Genomic DNA, 20,505 nt, shown 5'->3' with positions numbered 1-20,505 from the left:
CAAATTCGGCACGCAAAAACGCTTCGGAGAAATCCGAAGCGTTTTTTTGTGTTGCAAGTCCGAAAGTCGGGCTTAACTGTGCGGCGCGTACAAGGCGGGTGAAACGCGTTGCTGCTGCTTTTTTATGCCGTATGCCGCGTTATTGCGTCTGCTCGCATTCTTTTAGAATGCGAGCTTTTTGAATGTTTCGGCTTCGTCGGCGAGTTCCGCCACCGACGCGTCGATTGCCTTGCGCGAAAAATCGTTGATTTCAAGCCCCTGCACGATTTCCACGTTTTTGCCGTCGCTGCGAATAGGCATTGAGGTAATCAGCCCTTTTTGCGTTCCGTACGAGCCGTCGGAGCAGACGCCTATGCTGTGGAAATCGCCGTCGGGCGTGGGATTGATGATTGACTGCACGGTATCGACAATCGCGCTTGCCGCACTCGCCGCGCTCGACGCCCCGCGCTCCTCAATCACCGCCGCGCCCCTGTTTCGGACGATGTGCACGAAGTCGTTTTCAAGCCAGTGTCTGTCGGCGATAACTTCGGTTGCGGGTTTGCCGCAGATTTTCGCGTTGAAGAAGTCCGGGAACTGCGTGTTGGAATGGTTGCCCCAAACGCACATGTTGCTCACGTCGCCGACATGCACGCCGGCCTTTTTTGCAAGCTGCGCCTTTGCGCGGTTTTCGTCGAGTCGCGTGAGGGCGAACCACCTGTCGGCGGGCACGCCCTCGGCGTTGTTCATGGCAATCCATGCGTTTGTGTTGCACGGGTTGCCGACAACGAGAATCCGCACGTCGTCGTCGGCGTTTTTTGCAATGCTGTGTCCCTGCCCGATGAACATTCTGCCGTTCATTTCAAGGAGGTCGGCGCGTTCCATTCCCTTTTTGCGCGGGGCGCAGCCGAGCATGATAATCCAGTTCGCGCCCGAAAAGCCCTCGTCGAGGTCGGTCGTTGACGACATCGAATTGAGGGTGGGGTAGGCGCAGTCTTCAAGCTCCATGGCAAGCCCCACGCGCATCGAGCCAGCCCCTGGGTAGACGCCGAGCATCATCAAATCGACGGGCTGGTCGGGCCCGAACATTCCGCCGTTTGCGATTTTGAACAAAAGGGAGTATCCTATGTGCCCCGTAGAGCCTGTGACGGTAATTTTAATCGGTTTTTTCATCATGCGTATAATCCTCTAATAATTTGCGCGGGCGGCGCGAATGTCAACATTATATCGGGGCGTTCCGCCGCGGGCGCGCGCCGTTTTGTGCGGATAATATTTTGCGAAATGTCTTTGCAATCGGGGGCGTTTTTGCGATAATCCGAATCTTTAAAACCGAAGAATTTTTCAATGAATCAAGACCACATCATTAAAATCGCAAGCGACCTCAACCTGCCCGTTATGGGCGTCGGAGCTGTCGCAAAACTTTTGGAGGAGGGCGCGACCGTTCCGTTCATCGCGCGGTACAGAAAAGAGGCGACAGGTTCGCTCGACGAAGTAGCCGTCACGAAAATCCGCGACGACATCGAACGCCTTGCCGCGCTCGACGAACGCCGCGCCGCCGTCAGGAAATCGCTCGACGAGCGCAAGCTGCTTACCCCCGAAATCTCCGCGTCGCTCGACGCCGCCGAGACGCTCGCGCGGATTGAGGACATCTACCAGCCTTTCAAACCCAAACGCCGCACCCGCGCGACAATCGCGAAAGAGCGCGGGCTTGAGCCGCTTGCGCAGTTCCTGCTTGAAAATCAGGACGCCGACTGCTCGTCGAAAGCCGCCGAATACGTCTCAGCGGAAAAGGAAGTTCCCGACGCCGAAGCCGCGCTCGCGGGCGCGCGCGACATCATCGCCGAGAACATCGCCGACGATGCCGAAGCCCGCGCGGCGGTCCGCGCGTACTTCGAGAAAGAGTCTAACATGTCGTCGAAAGTCATGTTCGGCAAGGAGGAGGAGGGCGCGAAATACCGCGACTACTTCCAGTGGACTGAACGCGCCAAGGACGCCCCCAGCCATAGAATCCTCGCAGTCCGCCGCGGCGAGGCGGAGGGCTTTCTCATAATGCGCATAATTCCGGAGGACGCGTCGGGGGCGGTGTCGATTCTTAAAAAGCTGTTCGTAAAGGGCGGCGGAGAGGCGGCGAAGCAGGTTGCGCTCGCCGCGGAGGACTCGTACAACCGCCTGCTTGCCTCCACTTCCGAAACCTACATGCGCTTGGAGGTCAAGAAACGCGCCGACGAGGACGCCGTTAAAATTTTCGCAAACAACCTGCGCGAGCTTCTCATGGCGTCGCCGCTCGGCCGCCGAAACGTTCTTGCGATAGACCCAGGCTTCCGCACGGGCTGCAAAGTCGTCTGCCTGAACCGTCAGGGCGACCTCCTCCACAACGACGTAATCTATCCCGAACAGGGCGCGATGAAAGCCGAGGAGGCGCGGAACAAGGTTCTTGCCTTCTGCAAGCGTTTCGAAATAGAGGCGATTGCAATCGGCAACGGCACGGCGGGGCGCGAAACCGAGGCGTTTGTGCGCTCGCTCGGGCTGCCCGCGTCGATTCCCGTGGTGATGGTAAACGAAAGCGGGGCGTCGATTTATTCGGCGTCGGAAGTCGCGCGCGAGGAGTTCCCGAACTTCGACATCACCGTGCGCGGCGCGGTGTCCATCGGGCGCAGGCTGATGGACCCGCTCGCGGAGCTTGTGAAAATCGACCCGCAGTCAATCGGCGTCGGGCAGTACCAGCACGACGTCAACCAGACCATGCTCAAACGCTCGCTCGACGACACCGTCATCAGCTGCGTAAACAGCGTTGGCGTAGAGGTCAACACCGCGAGCAAACAGCTGCTCTCCTACGTTTCGGGGCTTAACGCGACGACCGCCGCGAACATCGTGGAGTACCGCAACGCGAACGGGCCGTTCAAGTCGCGCCGCGATTTGCTGAAAGTCAAGGGGCTTGGCGCAAAAACCTACGAGCAGGCGGCGGGCTTTCTGCGCATTCGCGGCGGCGACAACCCGCTCGACGCAAGCGCGGTTCACCCCGAACGCTACGCCGTCGTAGAGCGCATGGCTTCCGACATCGGCGCGGACGTTGCTACGCTTCTTCGCGACCCCGCAGTCCGCGCGAAAATCGACCTCAAAAAATACGTCGACGGCGAGCTCGGCATGCCGACCCTCAAAGACATCATGCAGGAGCTCGGCAAGCCCGGCCGCGACCCGCGCGAAAAATTCGAGGTCTTCTCGTTCGCCGAGGGCGTCAACAAAATAGAGGACTTGCGCGAGGGCATGCGCCTCCCAGGAATCGTCACAAACGTAACCGCGTTCGGCGCGTTTGTCGATATAGGCGTCCATCAGGACGGGCTTGTGCACATCAGCGAGCTTTCCGACACTTTTGTGAAAGATCCCAACGACGTCGTGAAGCCGCAACAGAAGGTGAACGTGTGCGTCATGGAAGTGGACATCGCCCGCAAGCGGATAGGGCTTTCGATGAAGACGAACCCCCAGAAGCGCGTCAAGAGCGCGGGCGACGCCGCAAATCAGGGGCGTCCGCGCGCGCCGCGTTCGGGAGGCGGATTCGCGCCGCGCCGTTCGTCCGAGCCTTTCGGAAACTCGTTCGGAGACGCGTTTTCGAAGCTTTCAAAAAAGTAGTTTTCCCGCCGCCCGCGCGGGTTTGCGCGGCGCAAAACAAAAGAGCCGTCCCGTTCGGTCGGCTCTTTTGTTTTTATCCTTATTTGATAAAAAGCGGCGGTTTTTATCTTTTTGTGTTTTAAGGCGGTTTTGCGTGTTTGCGCTTTTCTTTGCGGTCAGAGCAGGTTTTTGCGCTTTGCCGCAAAAATCAGCTGCTGGGCGAATCCCGCGTGCGCGCCGAATTTTTGCGCGGCAAATTCCCTGATTTTGTCGGGGTTGTCGGGCGTGCCGTATAGCTCGGACATCGCCTTTCGAATCCATGTGTCGACGGGGAAGGCGTCCATTTTCGCCGCGCCGAAAAGCAGAATGCAGTCGGCGACTTTCTCGCCCACGCCGCTAAGCGACGTCAAATATTTCTTCGCCTCGCGGTACGGCATTTCGCGAAGTCCGTTCGGGTCGAAAGAGTCGGCGACGATTTTCTGCGCGGATTTTTTCAGGTATTCCGCGCGGAATCCGAGCTTGCATTTCCTGATTTTCGAAATGTCGGCGTCGGCGATTTTTTCGAAGCTCGGCAGCGCGCGGATTCCGTCGGCAATCTCTTCCCCGAAATTTTCCGACAGCAGTTTTACGCACTGCTTTATCTGCACAATGCGCTTGCTCGAACTGCAAATAAAGCACATCAGCGCTTCGGCTGGCGGCTGGCGGAGTATGCGCAGGGTCGGGTAGATTCTGAGCGCGGCTCGCATGTGGGCGTCTGCGGTATCGAAAAGCGATTGTCTGAGCGCGGCGTAGTCGCGGTCGGCGTCGAGGTATTCGGCGATTTTCCGCGCGGCGTCGGGGTTTGCGTTTTCGGGCACTGAGTACAGCACCTCTCCCGCGCCGTCGAGCCTCAGCTTTGCCGCGGTGTTCCCGAATGCCCCCGTGAATTGGGGCGCGTCGGAGTTCGCGTCGGCATACCAGCGGAACGACTGTCCGCCGTCGAGCGTTTCGGCGAAGTCGGACGGCGTAAATTTCGGCACGCCGAGCGGGCGAAAATCAGTCCACCGCATTTTTTTTGATTTTTGAATCGCCGTGTTTTACCGACCACAGCCACGACTGTTTTTGCGTGAGGATTTTCCCCGACGGCGAAAGGAGCGTCAGACGCCACGCGTTGACTTTTTCGTCGCGCCCAAGCCAGTCCGAACCTGTCAGACCGAGCTTTACTTCGCGCAGCACCGAGCTTGTTTCGGGCACGTCGAATACGAACTTGCGCACATGCGGGTGCTTTGTTGAATCGACTTCCAAAATGAAGCGGCAGGCGAGGGAGATGTCGTCTGGCTCGAAGCCGAACATCACAAAGAAGTACATGCCCGCGCGTTTTTTCGGCTGGCTGCGCATAATCAGGTGTCCGTGCGCGAACTCGTCTCCCGAAAATACTTCCGCAATTGTCCGTGTTTCGGCGTCGGTCAGGTAGCGCGGCAGGCAGTATGTGATTTTCGGCTCGTTCTTCATTCCCGCGCCGATTATATACGACTGCTCCGCGGATTCCGTCGTCTTGTCGTCTCCCGCGCACGCGCAGAGCAGCGCGAGCAGCGAAAGCGGAAAAAGTTTTAGGGCGTTTTTCATATCTGCGAGCATGGACGCGCGGACGCGTTCGGTCAAGAGTATTACACGAGTCCGTTGAGCATTCCGTAAAAATACATCGGTTTGAGCGCGTACACTTTAAGCAGCCACGCAAGGCGGCTTTCTTTCGACATGTCCATGAGCGAAAGCGGGAACGAGCTTTTGCGGTTTTTCCGATAGTCGAACTCGCACATGAGAATGTGCCCGTAGTCGGTGATGATGGGGCACGCGGCGTAGCCGTCGTACTGGCGCGTCGGCGTTTTGCCCTCCATGAGGGAAACGAGGTTCTCGGCGGCAATCGGCGCCTGTTTTCTTATCGCGGCGGAAGTCTTGCTTGTGGGGATTCCCGCGACGTCTCCGCACGAAATTATGTTCGGATATTTTTTGTGGAGAAGCGTGAATTTGTCGGCGTCAACCCAGCCCTCCGCCGCGTTCTTGCCCGAGGTCTTCGACAGCCCCGACTGCGGGACGAAGACGGGGGCGGTCATCGGCGGCAGGAAGTGGAGGAAGTCGTAGTCTTCCGCGACCGACTTCACGACTTTCCCGTCCTTTACGGTGTCGAGCCAGACTTTTTTCGCCGCCGTGTCGATTGCCTTCACGCGCGTCGAGAGATTCAGCTTTACGTTGCGCTCTGCGTAGATTTCGAGCAGGCGCGGCGTGAAGTAGGGGACGTCGTAGAGCTGCTTCGACGCCGTGTAGAAGTTGATGTCGAGCGCGTCGCGGCGGTTTTTCTTTCGCGACAAATGCTCCGTAAGCAGGCAGATTTTTTTCGGCGCGCCGCCGCATTTGTGCTTTGTGTAGGTGTCGGTGAAAATTCCCTTTCCGCCCTTCTCGGCGAATTTTTGCACGGCGTCCCGCGTCTTGATTGCGCCCGAATGGCAGTAGATGCAGTGCGCGTTTCCGACGCCGAGCGACTTTTCGTCGATGCCGTCAATCAAGTCCCAACGCAGGACAAGGCCGGGTGTGAGCACAAGGAAGTCGTAGCCGATTTTCTGCCCGCCGAGAGTCGCAACCGTTTTCGCGTCGGGGTCAACCGCAACGACCGAGTCTTTCACCCATTTCGCGCCGTCGGGAATGCAGTCTTTCTGCGGCTTGTACACTTCGTCGGGCTTGTAGACGCCGCCCGCGATTAGCGTGAATCCCGGCTGGTAGTAGTGCGTTTCGGCTGGGTCGATAATCGTGATGTCTGGCGATTCGAGCATGCGCAGCAGTCTCGCCGAAATGTCGATTCCCGCAGCACCCGCGCCGATTACCACAACCTTCGCCTTCGCGCCGCTTTTCGGCGCGGCGTAGGTGTTGGAAACCGCAGTCGCGGCGGCTGCGGTTGCGGTAAGCTTCAAAAATTTGCGTCTGTCGATATTTGCCATTTTTCCTCCTGAAAATTTAGGAAGAAATTAAAATGCGGCTTTGCGCTTTCGCAAGAAGAATCGTCGCGCCCGCTTTTATGATTGCAAAAATTTTTTTTGTATTTTAGTTTTTATTAAATCAAAAATACTAATATGATTTCCGCACCGCACAGATTCGTAAAATGCGCAGCATGCGCGCTTCTTGCCGCATTTTCCATCTCAGTCTCGCATGCCTCCGACAAGGCAATGCTCGACGCGTTCGTCGCAAAAGGGCTTTTGACGCCGCAGGAGGCGTCCGTGCTTGCAAAGGAATCGGCGGAAGTCGTCCGCTCCGTTGAATCGACAAAATCGCTGAAATTGAGCGCGCGCTTCCAGCTTCAATACGAGTGGATTGACGCCGAATCGTACAATCCATTCCGCGACTACGCATGCTCGCAGGGCTTCATCGTGCGCAGGTTCTTCATTCAGGCGGACGCCGACCTCGGCGGAGGCTGGGACGCCCGCGTTTCCGTCGATATGGCGCGCTCGCGCATGAACAGCATTCTGACCGACACATACGTTTCGAAAAAAATCGACGCGCTCGACGGCCGCATTTTCCTCGGCTACATGAAACCGGGGTTTTCGGTCGAGGACATGTTTTCGTCGTTCGGGCTGAACGCAATCGAACGCTCCGCGGCAACAATGTACTGGACGGGAGCTGCGAACAACCGCAGGCTCGGCGTCGGCAACCGCTACATGGGCGTGCGCTGGAACGGCGACATCGGCGGCGGACTCTCGTATATGCTCGCAATCACCAACGCCTACCAGCTCTCGCCGACCGAACTCGACGAACTTTCATACCAGTATACCGACAACCACTTCGCATATTGGGCAAGCGTCCATTATAAGACTTCGGGCGACGATTGGAGCTTCAAAACGGGCGTTTACACCGCTTATTCGAGCGACGCAAATTACAACATGGGCGCGACAGGCTCTGCATCGATTCTCTCGCTCAACCCGTACTTCGTCGCAGAGTGCGGCGGATTGCGGCTGTGGGGCGACTTCCTTGCATCGGGGGTAGCCGACGGCAAAAAAGTCGGCGGCAACTATACTCAGGCAAATCCGTACGGACTGAACTTTTCGGTCGAATACCGCTTCGCCACGGGCGAATTCGGGGAAATCGCGCCGACATTCAGATACTCGTGGGGCAATACCGACGGCAGGGGCTTGCGGATAGTCGACGCACAGCGGCAGTCGAAAAACATAGGCAAACTGTATAATAGCGTGCAGGAATTCTACGTCGGACTTAATTGGTATCTGCGCGGCGATAATTTGAAATTCCAACTCGGCTACGATTATTTGCAATATTCGGGCGGCGGCTTCGCAGACTCTTCGTCAATCCGCGTGCAAATGCAAATGAAATTGTAGCCCAACCGTGCTGAAACAGGGCGGACGCAAAACAATCAGCGCTGCGAACATGGCGCAAACGAACAAGCCAAACATCGAAAGAGCATGTCGGAATATAACAATAAGAGCAGCTCAACTCCAAAAACACCGACAATAAAAATTCGGATAAAAAACTTTACAAACGGCAGTAAAAGGTGTTTGCTAAAAAACAATCGCGGGCGTAGCTCAATTGGCAGAGCGCGAGCTTCCCAAGCTTGAGGTTATGGGTTCGACCCCCACCGCCCGCTGTTTTAAAAAGCCCGCAAATTTTCACCCTTGCGGGTTTTTTTGTCATTTCTCTTTTTCTCACTTAAAACCGCCCGCCAAATCGAAAAATCTTGCGTTTCCCCGTCAAATCTGTACTATTGCGCGAGAAAACGGATAATGCCGCCTTCCAAACAATGCCACACATTCCGCGGCCGAAGCGTTTTTTAGGGCTTTGGTTGCTGGGCAATCCCGCAAGACAATGAAACGCAAAAACAAGCTAAACGACGACTTTGATGACGGAAAAATCGGCATAGACGACTATACCGACATGAAGTGCTGCGATGACGCCTTGACAATCATCGGCGCAATCATAGTCATTTTGCTGATTATTATCCTTCCGTAGGATTGAATATCAATCGAGCGCAAACGAAAACGACTCGAAAGAGCGGGCAAAGACGACGGAGCTCATATCGTCTTTTTTCCGTTGCATGATTATGCGCTTAATATTTTGCGTTCCTTTTTATCCCGGCCGTCTGTTGCTGGGGCTATCGTATTTTTCAATGTATTATGCGCAGGCTTCGCTGCAGGAATAGGGTAAAATTCGCGCCGGAATTTTCGCTTTTTGCGGGTTTCTGAGGTGCCGCGCGGATTTTATTTGCGTTAAAAAAGCTTGATTGTTGTATTTATACTAATAATATAATTTTGTTTTAACTGATAAACATGTTTTTTATTTAATATGTACACGAAAGAAATTATTTGGGGTTTTGATATTGGCAAGGGTTCTCTTGGCGAGGCTGTAAGAGTGGGGAACGAATTTAAACATGTGCAGTCGCTCGAAATTGCGCCCGACTTTGCCGAAACAAAAACCACCGCAGCCGCCCGCCGCGCGTGGCGCACGCGCGAAGCCCATAAGGCGCGCGAATTGTGGCTTGAAAAATGTCTTTCCGAAGCGGGAATTGAGGTTCTTTTGCGGAGAAAGGTCGGCGTTGTTGACGGTGCGTGGAAGCTTGTCTCGAAAGGCGATGTGCGTTTGGAGCGCGAATTTCCGCCTGCGGGCGAAGATCTCTGTTATAATTCAATCGCTTTGCGCTGTAAATTACTGCTCGGCGAAAAACTCGAAAGTTGGCAGGTCTTCAAAGCTCTGAATTCGGCGATTCAAAACCGCGGCTATGACGCAAACATTCCGTGGGGGGACGAAGACGCGGCGGACGGCGGAGACGGCATCTCGCGGAAATCTTCCGATTCCGACGCAAGCGGAGACGGCGAGTCTTATGCCGAAAAGCTTGCTCACTATGAGCGCGAATTTGACGGTATTCTCGCGGAGCTTGACAATCGCGAAAAATACGAATTTCCGTGCTTTTTCAAAGCGGCGAAAATGGGCTTGTGGTCGCCCGAAAATCCCGATTTTGTCGGCGTCAGAATCGACAATACCGCCGAAAAGGCAAAAGGATATGTCGTGCCGCGAGAGGCGGTTGTCCGCGAATTCCGCGCGCTCGTAAACGCCGCCGCGTTGCAGTATCCGAATCTGAAAGGCAAGGCGGATTTCATCATGTTCGGCAGGGCTTGTGAGCCGTACGCTTCGTACAATCCAGAGCTTCGCAAGCGGTTCGGGCTTAAACGCGGCGCGGCGACCGACTGGACCGCGCTGGGGCAGAAAACGCCGCGCTTCGACAACCGCGTAATCGACAAATGCAAACTGATTCCGCGGCTAAACGTTTGCAAAATCAAGCCGCTTGACGAATGCAAAACCGACGACGACTTTCTGTCATACACAATTACATTGTCGTTAAAATTGTTAAATCTGCGTTTTTTCCGTGGCGCGGGTGTGGATTCTCTTTCGTTCGACGAATTTTTACGGGCTTTCGAACTTGCCAAAAACTCGAAATTCAAATTGGGCAAGGCGGCTTTGAAAAAGTTTTTCAAAACAATCGGCGCGGAGGTGATGGACGAGAGCCAGTCGGAAATCGAACAGCCGAGGAACGGAGGCAGGGCGGCGTTTTCACGCCCCGCAATGCGGATATTGCGCGACCTGATTTTTTCGGGCAAGTCGCCCGCGGAATTTTACGCGACGGCAATCGAAAATATTGCAAACACTGACAAGAACAAGGGGCTTGTCGCTGGGGATTTGGACTTTCTGAAACTCATGGGGGACGCGCCGTGGAGCGGAATTTTCATTCCGGATGTCGGTTTGTCCGACTTTGCCGATGCTTCCGCAGCCGCCCGCGAGGCGCAAATCAACAAGCTTATCGGAAGCCAAAACGACCCCATTGTGCGCCACAGGCTTTCGTTCTTTTACGAGCGCATAAAATCGCTCGAAGCAAAGTTCGGCGTTCCCGATAAAATCGTGCTCGAATTTGTGCGCGACGATTTTCTCGGCAAAAAGGCAAAAAGCGATCTGAACAAGGCAATCAAAACGCGCTTCGATGAGAAGAAAAAGCTTGCCGAAGATCTTGATTCAAAGCGGGAGGAGTTCGGTTTCAAATACGCCTCGAAAAAAATGCTGTTAAAATTCGAATTGTACAAAAAACAGGGCGGAGAATGCGTTTACACGGGAAATGCGCTGCCGCTTTCGGAGCTTGAAAGTTTGGAGATTGAGCACATTGTTCCGCGCAGCCGCGGCGGCCCAGACGCGATGTACAATTACGTATTGACCGACGAGAAAACGAACAAGGAGAAGGGCGACCGAACGCCCTTCGAATGGCGTTCGACAATGGGTGCGGAGTGGGAGAGCTATTGCGAGCGCGTCCGCAAGTTGACAAAAGAACTCGGCGCAAAACGTTGCAAACTTTTGCTTTCACCGAACGCGGCGGAGCTTGTGGAAAAATACACGGCTCTTGCCGAAACCGCATGGATTTCAAAGCTTGCGCAGCGGATTTGCTGCCTGCATTTCGGTTTCCAATTCGGCGGACTTGCGGGCGCAAAAAAGGTTTGGACGGTTTCGGGCAATACCACCGCCATGATTCGCGGGCGCTACGGCTTGAACAGGCTTCTCCACGACGAAGAGTCTGCGGAGGATTTGTCTTTGTTCGACCGAATTTGCATGGAAAAGAAATTCGAGGAAAAGAACCGCAAAAACAAAAAGCACCACGCGCTCGACGCCATGTGTCTTTGCTTTGCGCCGACTTCGAACGCAAAGAAAGCCTCCGCCTACAAAAATATTCTTCCCGAAGAAATCACGCGCAACCCTGAAAGCGACGAAGCCCGCAAGTTTTTCGGCAGGTATCTGGCAACAGTAATTCCGAATAAGGTTGCGGTGGAAAAGTCAAAACTTGAACAGACGATTTACTCTTTGCGCAAGGGACGCATTGTGAAAAAGTGCAATGTCCGCGATTTGGCATACGAAGGAATAAATCCCAAATACAATTATACGAAATTGGTTAAACGCATAGAAAGTATCGTTGGAGATGTTTCAAAACGCATAATTTCCGATTTTGTATTGTCTAATCCCGATTTAAAAGAATCCGAATGGGAGGATTGGTGCAAATATGAAGCAGCAATTCCCTCCAAAAACGGTGCGCCAACAAAGTTGCTGCGGGTGCTGTGCGAAGTCGGCAGTCCCGAAGAATACAAGGATTTGTCGAAGGACGGCTGCGGCGCGTACCGCAAGGGTGATTCACACAAAGGGCAGTTCATCTGGAAAACTCAAAAGGGTAAGTATATGGTTGCGCCCGTTTATGCGCACGCCTCGAAGGCGAAAGTTTTAGCCTCATTGAAAAACAATCCCGATTGCGCCGAAGTTTGCGGATTTTTTAGACAGAACTGCCTTGTCGAAATTCCGAACGATGTCGTCGATAAATCGGGAAAAATGCTCTTAAAGTCGGGTATTTACAAGTCTAATTCGATTCGGGCGGATGGGTATGGGTATTTGGAAAATTCGGACGGAATTTCGTCTAAGCCCATTTCCATTCAGTACCTAATGCCCGCGGGAATGAAACGCATAAAATTGGATATAATATAATGAGCTATCATATTTTGCACGTCATGGATTACGGGTGCAGGCTCGTGCGCGAGCGCGGTCTGCTGGTATGCAAAAAAGACGGCAAAATATTGGGCAAAATAGCATTGGAGGATTTGCGCGCGGTGATTCTTCTCAACGGCGCGGTTTCGATTAGCGGAGACGTCATTGCCGCGCTGTCGGAATTCGACGCCGTGATAGTTCATTGCAGGGATTTTAAGCCCGTCGGCATCACCGTTCCGAACAACCGCACATACGACGCAAAAGTGGTTTTAAACCAGTCCGCCGGAAACAAGAATCTGAACGGAGCAATCTGGCGTCGCCTGCTTGCCGCAAAAATCCGCAACAACGCCGAGTGCCTCAGGCAAATCGGAATCAAAAAATGCCGGCTGTTTTCAATGGCGCAATCGCAAAACGCATTGTTGAACGAATCGCTTTGCGCGCGGGAATATTGGAAACATTATTTTCCGCAACTTGGAGAGTACGGAGTAGGGCGCGATCCGAAAAACGGCGACTCTAAAATAAACGTTCTGCTAAACTACGGATACGGAATTATGTCGGCGATAATCCACCGCGCGGTTATCGTAGCGGGCTTGAATTTTCTGCTCGGAGTAAACCACAAAACGTATTACAAAAATACGCCGCTTGTCCACGACGTGATTGAACCGTTTAGGGCGTTTGTGGATTTTGCGCTCTACCAATTTCTCGTTGCCGAAAGCGGGGCTTCGATTGCGGCTTGGTCGGTGTATTTCGGCAAGTTTTTGCGCGACAGGCGCGTAAAAAAAGCTTCGGTTTCGATGAAATTGTGCGACGCCGCCGACTATCTTTGCGAAACACTTGCAAACGCATATCGGCGCAAAGATTCTGGTGAATTGTGGACGCCGAAATTATAAATTTCAATGGCATGCAAAATCGAAAAAAGGAGTCCGTATAGAATGGGGTGGCTGATGGCGATGTTCGACTTGCCCGTGTTGCTCGACGAAGAGCGCAAAGAGGCGACCCGATTCCGAAACGCTTTGCTCGACGACGGATTTATCATGATTCAATACTCCGTGTATTCGCGTCCGTGCGTATCAATGGAGCGCATGAAAAAATATTATGAACGTGTTAAATCCTACGCTCCTACGACGGGAGACATAAGGCTTTTGTTTTTTACGGATAAGCAGTGGGCGACGAGCAAACTGGTTTGCCGTCGACCGAAGCGACTTGAAAAAGTCCCCGAGCAGATTGAATTTTTTTCGGAGGGGGCGGAAGAGTTTTTCGCAAAACCGTCGCCACAGTACGAATTGGACAAGACGGATAATAATTTTCTGCTGTTTTAGGTGTGAATAAAAAAATGCCGAATTTTAAGGTACTATGTAGAGCTTAAAATTCGGCATAATCAGTTAAGACTTTATAGCAAAATTATGGACTAATTATTTGGCACGCCATAAATTATGTCAAGTATAATCTAAGAAAGAACACTTTGCTGTAAAGTCAAAACTTCGAGAACGGACAATACGTCGCCAATAATAATCTAAGAAAGAACACTTTGCTGTAAAGTCAAAACTGCTTTCACCCGAAGTTTTGCGTCGAGGTTAATCTAAGAAAGAACACTTTGCTGTAAAGTCAAAACAATCCTGCGGTATAGCTTACTTCTACCGTGAATCTAAGAAAGAACACTTTGCTGTAAAGTCAAAACTTGACAAGCAATCGCACATATGCTTCAATGAATCTAAGAAAGAACACTTTGCTGTAAAGTCAAAACTCAACGATTAAAGCCCTTGCATATTCGCAAAATCTAAGAAAGAACACTTTGCTGTAAAGTCAAAACACCGAGTTTCTTGGCTTCCCGCTCAATCCAAATCTAAGAAAGAACACTTTGCTGTAAAGTCAAAACGTTTGTGCTCTTTATTTTCATTTCAGTCCTAATCTAAGAAAGAACACTTTGCTGTAAAGTCAAAACTTATACCAAACGAGGACGTCGAATAGACATAATCTAAGAAAGAACACTTTGCTGTAAAGTCAAAACAGAGACGGCTTACAGCCCATTTTAGAAAAAAATCTAAGAAAGAACACTTTGCAGTAAAGTCAAAACAAGTCTTCGGGCAAGCTCTGTTGAATATGCAATCTAAGAAAGAACACTTTGCTGTAAAGTCAAAACAAGTTTGAACGTACCCTCGTTATGCAGATTAATCTAAAAAAGAACACTTTGCTGTAAAGTCAAAACCAAGCGCATTTTTTGATAATTTCATATTTTAATCTAAGAAAGAACACTTTGCTGTAAAGTCAAAACGCGCCGTTTACGACGTATTCGGCGAACTTCAATCTAAGAAAGAACACTTTGCTGTAAAGTCAAAACCGTAGCGTTTTACGATGTAGCAGACGGCGGAATCTAAGAAAGAACACTTTGCTGTAAAGTCAAAACCAACGCGCCTTTGGTGTCTGTGGCGAAAATAATCTAAGAAAGAACACTTTGCTGTAAAGTCAAAACGCCTCCGCGCTATCAGATAGACGACCGCGAAATCTAAGAAAGAACACTTTGCTGTAAAGTCAAAACCCGACAGATAACACCCAACGGGCGACATTAAATCTAAGAAAGAACACTTTGCTGTAAAGTCAAAACCACTTAATTGTATGTTTTTTCTAGCTTTTCGCGAACTCCGTTTCCTCCGCCTCGATGAAATTGTCGGCGCAGGCGATTTTAAGTGGATTGCGCGAGGCGACAGTTCCCGCAGGGATTCCGTTTGCAGGTTCGCCGATTTTCGCTCGCCAAATGACGGTCTTCTGTCCGTCGATTTCGGTGAATGCCCCGGGGAAAGGCTTGCTCACGCCGCGGATTAGGTTGAAGACTTCGCGGGCGGTTTTCGAGAAGTCGATGCGTCCGTCTTCGGGGGTGCGTTTGCCGAAATACGAGGCTTTCGACAAGTCTTGCGGGACGGTTTTCGGGTTGCCGTCGAGTAGCGATTCGAGCGAGCGGGTGAAGACGCGTAGGGCGGCGTCGGAAATGCGCGGCTGAATGTCGCCGACATATTCGTTTTCGCCGAAATCGACTTTTTCTTGGTCCACGACTGCGCCCGTGTCGAACTTTTTTTCGAGCACGTGGAGGGAGACGCCGCCGTAGGATTCGCCGTTTATAATCGCCCAGTTAAGCGGGGCGCGGCCGCGGTAGGCGGGCAGGTAGGAGCCGTGCATGTTGTACGCGCCAAGCTTTGCCTGCGAGAAAATTTCTTCGGGGATAATATTGCGGTAGTAGAGCGACAAAATCAAATCGGGCTGCATGTATTTGACTTTGCGGTACCACTTTTCCGTTTTGAGCGTTTCGGGCTTGAAGACGGGGATAAAGTTTTCCTTTGCGAGCGATTCCGGCGTTTTGAACCAGTGCGCTTCGTGCGGGTCGGTGTCGTGGGTGAAGACGCCGATTACGTTGTAGCCCTCGTCGAGCATGTATTTCAGGCAGCGGTAGCCGACGTCGCTGAACCCGAAAAACAGGATTTTCTTGTCCTTATTTTCCATCGCCGAACCCGATTGTTTCCTTGATGACGTACTTCGGGCGCGACTGCACAATCTGGTAGATTCGCCCGATGTATTCGCCGATAAGCCCGATGCCGACAATCGTCACGCTGATGAGGAAGAAGAGGATTGCAAAGAGGGTGAAAACGCCCTCCGCCTCGCCCTCGGAGAAGAGGAAAATTCTGCGGAAGAGGAGAATCACGACAAGACCGAGCGAGCCTATGCTCGACAAAAATCCGAAAATCGTGAACAGTTGCAGGGGCATGATTGTGAAGCCCGTGATGAGGTCGAAATTCAGCCTGATGAGCTTGTACATGCTGTATTTTGATTCTCCCGCCTCGCGCGCGGCGTGCTCGACCTCTATTTCCGCGGGCTTCGAAGAGAACGTGTACGCGAGCGCGGGAATGAACAGCGAGCGTTCGTTTGTTTTGAGAATCGCCTCGACCACGTTGCGTCTATACGCGCGGAGCATGCAGCCTTGGTCTTTCATTCTGATGTTCGTCATTTTGTCCCGCGCGAAGTTCACGATTTTCGAGCAGTAGCGGCGCAGGGCGGTGTCCTCGCGCTGTTTGCGGTAGCCGCCGACGCTGTCGCAACCCTCGTCGATTTTCGCGAGCAGTTTGCCGATTTCTTCGGGCGGATTTTGGAGGTCGGCGTCGAGCGTTACGATAACGTCGCCCTGCGCTCGTTCGAACGCGGCGATGATTGCCGTGTGCTGTCCGTAGTTGCCGTTAAAGTCTATGAGTTTGACGGTTTCGGGGCGCTGCATGCAAAAGCCCCTGAGCATTTCGCCCGACCTGTCCTTGCTGCCGTCGTTTACGAAAATTACTTCCCACGACCTGCCGAGCGCGTCCATCGCCTTGCAGAGTCTGGTAAAGAGGTGGTCGAGGTTTCCCTCTTCGTTGTATACGGGGATTACGACTGATACGTCCATGATATTTTTGTTTGTTTTAGGGGGGTAAATTAGGAGGGGATATTAGAAGCCGAATCTGGGCAGGTTGCGCATTTGGAGCTTCGGGCCGGTCATCGTGTTTTCTTCGAGGCAGCCCTTGAACGCTACGCACGACAGCACGATTGCGCGTTTCATTAGAATCGCCCCCGGTTGGAGAACCGAGTTGCAGCCCGCTTCGGCGTGTTCGGCGACCATTGCGCCGAGCTTGCGCATGTTCGAGTCTATCCTGCCTTCGGGGAGCGAAAGAATCACGTTCTTGCGGTCGAGCCTGAGGTTTGCGCAGATTACGCCCGCGCCGAGGTGTGCGCGCGTTCCCAGAACGGAGTCTCCCACGTAATTATAGTGGGGGGTTTCGACCTTGTCCATGAGCATGCTGTTTTTGTATTCGCACGAATTTCCCATCACGCAGCCCTCGCCGACAATCACGTTTCCGCGGACGAAGCAGCCTATGCGGATTTCCGTATTTGCGCCAATCCACGCGGGGCCTTTGATATGCGCGTAGGGGGGCAAGGAGACGGTCGGGTGGATATACACGTCGCCTTCGATACACACGCCCGCGGGAATGTCTTTTTTTGATTCGAGCGAGGAGAAGTCCACGCTTGCGAGTGCGTTTTTGATATTTTTTACCCATTCCCACGGAGCCATGTCGGGCGTGAAGAATCCGGAAAATCTTTCGAGGGATTTGGGCAGGTCGAAGAGGTCGCTTGCTTTCATTTTATGGGGGTCGAGATTACTCCAAACCGATTTTATTACAATTAAAATTTTCGGTTTTTAAGCACAAAAAAAGCGCGGCGTGCAAAACGCCGCGCTTCGGTTTCAAATATTAGTCCGCCTCGGCGAACGAAACCTGCTTTACGCCCGATTTCGCGCAGGCGTTGAGCACTGCGATTGCCGCTTGGTGCGGAGCGTCGGCGTCGGGGTAAATTGTGACGATCGTCGAGATTCCGCTTTTGTCCGCGCTTGTGCGCAGTCTGCGGAGGGTGGAGGCAAGTTCGTTGAGTTCGATTTCGCCGGCGTGGTCGATTGGCGAGCCGTTGAGGAATATGCTTCCGTCGGGCGCGATTTCGACAATCTGCTCGCTGGGGAGGGCGACGTTCTTTTCCTGCGGCGCGGATTCGGCGGGAAGCGAGAAAAGCAGGTCGGCTTCCTGTTGAATCGGCAGGTACATGAAGTAAATCAGAAGAAGGAATACGACGTCAATCATCGAGGTCAAGTCGAAAGAGTCTTCCGATTGCAAAATATCCGAATTTTTCGCCATGGCTTAGTCCTTCAAAGTTCCGAATAGAATGTTGTAGACGCCCGCTTCCGCGCAGGTTTTCATCAAGTCGTTGACGTACCTGAACGGCGTGTGCGCGTCGGCGCGGATATACGCGCCCTTGAACCCTTCGCGTTGGTTGCGCGCCATGAGTGTCTCTTTGATGGTGGGCAGGTCGGACGCGAACGCTCCGAGGAAGAATGTTCCGTTTTCCGAAACCGACAGAAATTGCCTGTCGCCGACGTCTTCGGGAACTTTCGCTTCCGGGGCAATCGGCATGGCAACCTGCACCAACTCCGCCGAAGCGTAGCTGGTTACGGTCATGAAGAAAGTGATGAGAAGGAACACGACGTCAATCATTGGCGTCATTTCGAACTTCCCGTCATCTTCCGATGGTTTCCAAACTTTCATAAAAAGTTTTTCCGAACGGCTTGATTACTTGTTTTCTTCGGGCGTTTCGGGAGCTTGTTCGACGGGTGCCTCCGCAGCGTCTGCCACGATTTCTTCGATGTCTTGCGGGCCGTACTTGATGGAGAGCTTCATCGTGTAGATGATGTCGCCGATGATGCGCGATGAGCTGGAAATAATCGCGCCGTATTTGTTCTTGAACATGAAGAAGAAGAACATTGAGGGGATACCTACAATCATGCCCGTTGCAGTTGTGATGAGGGCTTCGGCGATGTTGTCGGCAAGTTTCGACGCGCTGCCCGCGCCTTCCGCGGCGATTGTGTTGAACGCCTTGACCATACCGGAAACCGTACCGTACAGACCAAGCATAGGAGCAAGAGATGCCGTAACCGAAAGGTAGTTAATCAAAACATAGGGCGAGGCGAATTCTTCCACCGAAGCTTCCTCCATTGCCGACTCTACAGACGAAACGTCGATTTCGCGTTCGTCCGCGCGGGAAAGACCGCAACCGATGATGTTTGTAATCGGCGAGGGGTGTTTTTCGCAATAGTCGATAGCGTCGCTGATTTTGAGCTGGTTTACAAGCTTTTCCACTTCCTTTACGCCGTCGGGATTGAGGAACTTCTTTTTGCGGAGCGCGATTGCATTGTAAACGATAAGCGTTGTCGCAAAAATGCCGAAGAAGCCGAGTGGATACATTGTCCAACCGCCGGCGCGCCATATGTCGGCGAAGGATTTTTCCACGACTTGGGGCGCGTCGGGCTTTTTGGGGGCGTCCGCCGCGGGGGCGTCTGCCTGCGCGAACGAAACTCCCGCTCCGGCGAGCAGAAGGACTGCGATTGACATTATCGAGAGTGCTTTTCTTTTCATTTAGTTATAATGTTAGGGTGTTGTTTTTTGTAAAAAAAGTTTATGCGTTGCGTTGGGTATACAGCGCGTTTTCGGGATTGAATATTGTCCGCATTCAACGCGCTTTTCAAGCATATTATGATTTTTTTTTAGGGCGGTTTTTATCGGGATTGCGCTTTGTGGAATTCGGCGAATTCGGCGATTTTCTTGCAGAGCTGGCTCAGCCCGTTGCGGCGGTTGGGCGTCAGGTGCGCGGTGATGCCAAGCTCTTCGAGGAACGACGGGTCGAATTGCAGCACCTCTTCGGGGGTAAGTCCGTCGTACATTGAGCACACAAGCGACGCTATTCCGCGCGTAATCACGGAGTCTGCGTCCGACTTGAAATGGCATTTGCCGTCCGAGAAAGTCGGCACGAGCCACAGGCTCGACACGCAGCCCTTCACGAGAAATTCGTCGATTTTCAGCTCCTTGTCGAGCGGAGTTGCCGACTTGTTTTTCAGCACGATGTATTCGAACAATTCCTGCGGCGTTCCGAAATATCCGTATTCTTCGCGCACGGCGTTTTTTCTGTCGTCTATGATACCCATTTTATATTCCCAAAATTCTTATTCCGTTTTCCTCGGCGAGTTTCTTTACTTTGTCCTTTTCGAGCACTATGACTTTGTCTGCCTCGACGACCACGTTTTTTATGTCCGCCGCCGCGAGTTTGCGCATTGTGCGTTCGCCGATTACGGGCACGTCGAAGCGGTAGTCCTGATTCGGTTTTACGGTTTTTGCGAAAATGCAGTCTTTTGCCCCGAATGTCGCGGCGCGTTCGAGCATTGCGTCGGTGCCCTCGAAAGCTTCGACGGCAAGCACCGTTCCGCGCGAGACCACGCAGCCCTGTCCGATGTCGAGCCTTGCGCATTCGCGGGCGATGTGCATTGCGTGTTCGATGTGTTCGGGCAGAATGTTTTTCATGTTCGCCCCGCAGAAAAAGCCTTTCGGCGCGAGGGAGTCGTCGAGGAAAGCGCGTGCGTCGAGCATGTCTACGCCGATTTTTTGCAGTTGGTCGGCGATAGCCCCGAAGATGGTTTCGGCGTTTTTGCGTTTGAGGGTTGCGAGCACGAGAATTGCTTTGAGGTCGGGCTTCATACCCTTAAAGAGCTTTTTGGGCGTGATTTGCCCAGCCATTATTGCGTACCGCGCCCCGACTTTTTTGAGGTTTTTCAGCAGGTGTCCGAGCTGTCCGACGTTTGCGCACGCGCGTTGGGAGTCGTCGAACCTCTCCCACAGTTCGGGAGCGGTTTCGCCTTCGAACGCCATTAGCGCGTTGGGGATTCCCGCCGCGTCGAGTCTGTCTTTCAGGAGCGACGGGTATGCGCCCTTGCCGGCGAGGATTGCGATTTTCGCGGATTTGTCGAAGTCGGTTGGCAGGAATTTTGAAATCATG

18 protein-coding genes, 1 tRNA gene and 1 CRISPR repeat array are annotated in these 20,505 nt (G+C 52.9%); of the genes, 7 read left to right on the top strand and 12 right to left on the bottom strand.

What is annotated here, in order from left to right:
* Positions 1-162: 162 nt before the first annotated feature.
* Positions 163-1,152 (bottom strand): malate dehydrogenase, encoded by a 990-nt coding sequence (locus P3B99_001465; GenBank protein WYJ07797.1) that lies wholly within the window; start codon positions 1,150-1,152, stop codon positions 163-165.
* Between the two features lie 168 nt (positions 1,153-1,320).
* Between P3B99_001465 and P3B99_001460 the strand changes: the two genes are divergently transcribed.
* On the top strand, positions 1,321-3,603 hold the full coding sequence (locus P3B99_001460) for a Tex family protein (GenBank protein WYJ07796.1): 2,283 nt from the start codon (positions 1,321-1,323) through the stop codon (positions 3,601-3,603).
* Between the two features lie 155 nt (positions 3,604-3,758).
* Here P3B99_001460 and P3B99_001455 read toward each other — a convergent pair whose 3' ends face one another.
* From P3B99_001455 to P3B99_001445, 3 genes are read right to left on the bottom strand one after another with little or no spacing between them, the layout of a single operon-like run.
* Positions 3,759-4,631, bottom strand: coding sequence for a DNA glycosylase (locus P3B99_001455; protein ID WYJ07795.1), 873 nt, complete (start codon positions 4,629-4,631; stop codon positions 3,759-3,761).
* Entirely contained in the window at positions 4,618-5,187 is a 570-nt protein-coding gene (locus P3B99_001450; GenBank protein WYJ07794.1) for a hypothetical protein, read from the bottom strand. The genes P3B99_001455 and P3B99_001450 overlap by 14 nt, the downstream gene beginning before the upstream one ends.
* Before the next feature lie 41 nt (positions 5,188-5,228).
* Complete coding sequence (locus tag P3B99_001445) at positions 5,229-6,551, bottom strand: FAD/NAD(P)-binding oxidoreductase (GenBank protein ID WYJ07793.1); 1,323 nt, start codon at positions 6,549-6,551, stop codon at positions 5,229-5,231.
* A 132-nt stretch (positions 6,552-6,683) separates the two neighbouring features.
* Here P3B99_001445 and P3B99_001440 point away from each other — a divergent pair, with 132 nt between their 5' ends.
* The 6 genes from P3B99_001440 to cas2 all read left to right on the top strand — a co-directional run bounded on the left by P3B99_001440 (position 6,684) and on the right by cas2 (position 13,439).
* On the top strand, positions 6,684-7,937 hold the full coding sequence (locus P3B99_001440; protein WYJ07792.1) for a porin: 1,254 nt from the start codon (positions 6,684-6,686) through the stop codon (positions 7,935-7,937).
* A 193-nt stretch (positions 7,938-8,130) separates the two neighbouring features.
* Positions 8,131-8,203, top strand: a tRNA-Gly gene (locus tag P3B99_001435).
* A 218-nt stretch (positions 8,204-8,421) separates the two neighbouring features.
* Positions 8,422-8,565, top strand: coding sequence for a hypothetical protein (locus tag P3B99_001430; GenBank protein ID WYJ07791.1), 144 nt, complete (start codon positions 8,422-8,424; stop codon positions 8,563-8,565).
* Between the two features lie 333 nt (positions 8,566-8,898).
* The gene (cas9, locus tag P3B99_001425) at positions 8,899-12,120 is read left to right on the top strand and encodes a type II CRISPR RNA-guided endonuclease Cas9 (protein ID WYJ07790.1); all 3,222 of its coding nucleotides are present in this window, start codon (positions 8,899-8,901) and stop codon (positions 12,118-12,120) included.
* Entirely contained in the window at positions 12,120-13,010 is an 891-nt protein-coding gene (gene cas1 / locus P3B99_001420) for a type II CRISPR-associated endonuclease Cas1 (GenBank protein WYJ07789.1), read from the top strand. Before cas9 ends, cas1 begins: the two co-directional genes overlap by 1 nt.
* 6 nt (positions 13,011-13,016) lie before the next feature.
* Positions 13,017-13,439 (top strand): CRISPR-associated endonuclease Cas2, encoded by a 423-nt coding sequence (cas2, locus tag P3B99_001415; GenBank protein ID WYJ07788.1) that lies wholly within the window; start codon positions 13,017-13,019, stop codon positions 13,437-13,439.
* Positions 13,440-13,564: 125 nt separating this feature from the next.
* Positions 13,565-14,722: direct repeats of the CRISPR family, unit length 36 nt; unit sequence AATCTAAGAAAGAACACTTTGCTGTAAAGTCAAAAC.
* Between the two features lie 20 nt (positions 14,723-14,742).
* On the opposite strand, the gene P3B99_001410 is transcribed toward cas2, so the two are convergent.
* The 8 genes from P3B99_001410 to lpxI form a co-directional block, all read right to left on the bottom strand.
* Positions 14,743-15,612, bottom strand: coding sequence for a formyltransferase (locus P3B99_001410; protein ID WYJ07787.1), 870 nt, complete (start codon positions 15,610-15,612; stop codon positions 14,743-14,745).
* The gene (locus tag P3B99_001405; GenBank protein WYJ07786.1) at positions 15,602-16,543 is read right to left on the bottom strand and encodes a glycosyltransferase; all 942 of its coding nucleotides are present in this window, start codon (positions 16,541-16,543) and stop codon (positions 15,602-15,604) included. The genes P3B99_001410 and P3B99_001405 overlap by 11 nt, the downstream gene beginning before the upstream one ends.
* A 42-nt stretch (positions 16,544-16,585) precedes the next feature.
* Positions 16,586-17,275, bottom strand: coding sequence for a UDP-N-acetylglucosamine diphosphorylase (locus P3B99_001400; GenBank protein ID WYJ07785.1), 690 nt, complete (start codon positions 17,273-17,275; stop codon positions 16,586-16,588).
* 109 nt (positions 17,276-17,384) lie between these two features.
* Complete coding sequence (locus P3B99_001395) at positions 17,385-17,819, bottom strand: biopolymer transporter ExbD (GenBank protein WYJ07784.1); 435 nt, start codon at positions 17,817-17,819, stop codon at positions 17,385-17,387.
* A gap of 3 nt (positions 17,820-17,822) precedes the next feature.
* Positions 17,823-18,227: a biopolymer transporter ExbD gene (locus tag P3B99_001390; protein WYJ07783.1), complete on the bottom strand. Its 405-nt coding sequence runs from the start codon at positions 18,225-18,227 to the stop codon at positions 17,823-17,825.
* 24 nt (positions 18,228-18,251) lie between these two features.
* Positions 18,252-19,094, bottom strand: a complete 843-nt coding sequence (locus P3B99_001385; GenBank protein ID WYJ07782.1) for a MotA/TolQ/ExbB proton channel family protein — start codon at positions 19,092-19,094, stop codon at positions 18,252-18,254.
* A 140-nt stretch (positions 19,095-19,234) separates the two neighbouring features.
* The gene (locus P3B99_001380) at positions 19,235-19,660 is read right to left on the bottom strand and encodes a SufE family protein (protein WYJ07781.1); all 426 of its coding nucleotides are present in this window, start codon (positions 19,658-19,660) and stop codon (positions 19,235-19,237) included.
* 1 nt (position 19,661) lies between these two features.
* Positions 19,662-20,504, bottom strand: a complete 843-nt coding sequence (lpxI, locus tag P3B99_001375; protein ID WYJ07780.1) for a UDP-2,3-diacylglucosamine diphosphatase LpxI — start codon at positions 20,502-20,504, stop codon at positions 19,662-19,664.
* Between the last annotated feature and the right edge of the window lies 1 nt (position 20,505).

The organism is Opitutia bacterium KCR 482, assembly GCA_029269845.2.
Taxonomy (GTDB): Bacteria; Verrucomicrobiota; Verrucomicrobiia; order Opitutales; family Intestinicryptomonadaceae; genus Merdousia.
The sequence above is the reverse complement of the archived record's forward strand: the minus strand, read 5'-3'. Positions and strand labels throughout refer to the sequence as shown.

Coding starts and splice junctions, on each gene's coding strand:
- P3B99_001465 (WYJ07797.1), bottom strand. CDS start 1,152: ATGATGAAAAAACCGATTAAAATTACCGTCACAGGCTCTACGGGGCAC.
- P3B99_001460 (WYJ07796.1), top strand. CDS start 1,321: ATGAATCAAGACCACATCATTAAAATCGCAAGCGACCTCAACCTGCCC.
- P3B99_001455 (WYJ07795.1), bottom strand. CDS start 4,631: ATGCGGTGGACTGATTTTCGCCCGCTCGGCGTGCCGAAATTTACGCCG.
- P3B99_001450 (WYJ07794.1), bottom strand. CDS start 5,187: ATGAAAAACGCCCTAAAACTTTTTCCGCTTTCGCTGCTCGCGCTGCTC.
- P3B99_001445 (WYJ07793.1), bottom strand. CDS start 6,551: ATGGCAAATATCGACAGACGCAAATTTTTGAAGCTTACCGCAACCGCA.
- P3B99_001440 (WYJ07792.1), top strand. CDS start 6,684: ATGATTTCCGCACCGCACAGATTCGTAAAATGCGCAGCATGCGCGCTT.
- P3B99_001430 (WYJ07791.1), top strand. CDS start 8,422: ATGAAACGCAAAAACAAGCTAAACGACGACTTTGATGACGGAAAAATC.
- cas9 (WYJ07790.1), top strand. CDS start 8,899: ATGTACACGAAAGAAATTATTTGGGGTTTTGATATTGGCAAGGGTTCT.
- cas1 (WYJ07789.1), top strand. CDS start 12,120: ATGAGCTATCATATTTTGCACGTCATGGATTACGGGTGCAGGCTCGTG.
- cas2 (WYJ07788.1), top strand. CDS start 13,017: ATGGCATGCAAAATCGAAAAAAGGAGTCCGTATAGAATGGGGTGGCTG.
- P3B99_001410 (WYJ07787.1), bottom strand. CDS start 15,612: ATGGAAAATAAGGACAAGAAAATCCTGTTTTTCGGGTTCAGCGACGTC.
- P3B99_001405 (WYJ07786.1), bottom strand. CDS start 16,543: ATGGACGTATCAGTCGTAATCCCCGTATACAACGAAGAGGGAAACCTC.
- P3B99_001400 (WYJ07785.1), bottom strand. CDS start 17,275: ATGAAAGCAAGCGACCTCTTCGACCTGCCCAAATCCCTCGAAAGATTT.
- P3B99_001395 (WYJ07784.1), bottom strand. CDS start 17,819: ATGGCGAAAAATTCGGATATTTTGCAATCGGAAGACTCTTTCGACTTG.
- P3B99_001390 (WYJ07783.1), bottom strand. CDS start 18,227: ATGAAAGTTTGGAAACCATCGGAAGATGACGGGAAGTTCGAAATGACG.
- P3B99_001385 (WYJ07782.1), bottom strand. CDS start 19,094: ATGAAAAGAAAAGCACTCTCGATAATGTCAATCGCAGTCCTTCTGCTC.
- P3B99_001380 (WYJ07781.1), bottom strand. CDS start 19,660: ATGGGTATCATAGACGACAGAAAAAACGCCGTGCGCGAAGAATACGGA.
- lpxI (WYJ07780.1), bottom strand. CDS start 20,504: ATGATTTCAAAATTCCTGCCAACCGACTTCGACAAATCCGCGAAAATC.